Source organism: Cohnella baijiui, assembly GCF_020731285.1.
In the GTDB taxonomy this organism is placed as follows: domain Bacteria; phylum Bacillota; class Bacilli; order Paenibacillales; family Paenibacillaceae; genus Cohnella.
The window spans coordinates 1-299 of record NZ_JAJFOW010000216.1; the positions used below are offsets into that span (position 1 = coordinate 1).

Annotated in this window: 1 protein-coding gene; it reads left to right on the forward strand. The window is 45.2% G+C overall.

The genetic code is table 11. From position 1 onward, the window contains the following. Positions 1 to 299: hypothetical protein (locus tag LKX83_RS32375; RefSeq protein ID WP_227887378.1), on the forward strand; the 299-nt coding region annotated here is incomplete at both ends.

The window sequence follows — 299 nt, forward strand, 5'->3', positions numbered from 1 at the left end:
GCCATGACATCCGATGCGCAGCGGCTTGCTTACGTAATGCAGGATAACGCACATACCATTATGATTCAAGATAAAAACGGGACCGTTGACTCGGTGGAAGAAGAGGGAAACATTACGTATATGAAGTGGCTCGGAAAGTCCAATACGCTGCTTTATATGGTAGAGAAGCGCAAGGGACAGGAGATGCGTCTGCTTCAGATGGCGCATGATGAACCTGTTGTCGTATATGAATGGTCTAGCAAGAAAGAAAAGGTAGAGGATGTTTTCTTCTCTCCGTATCTTGAGTTCTTTTATGTGCA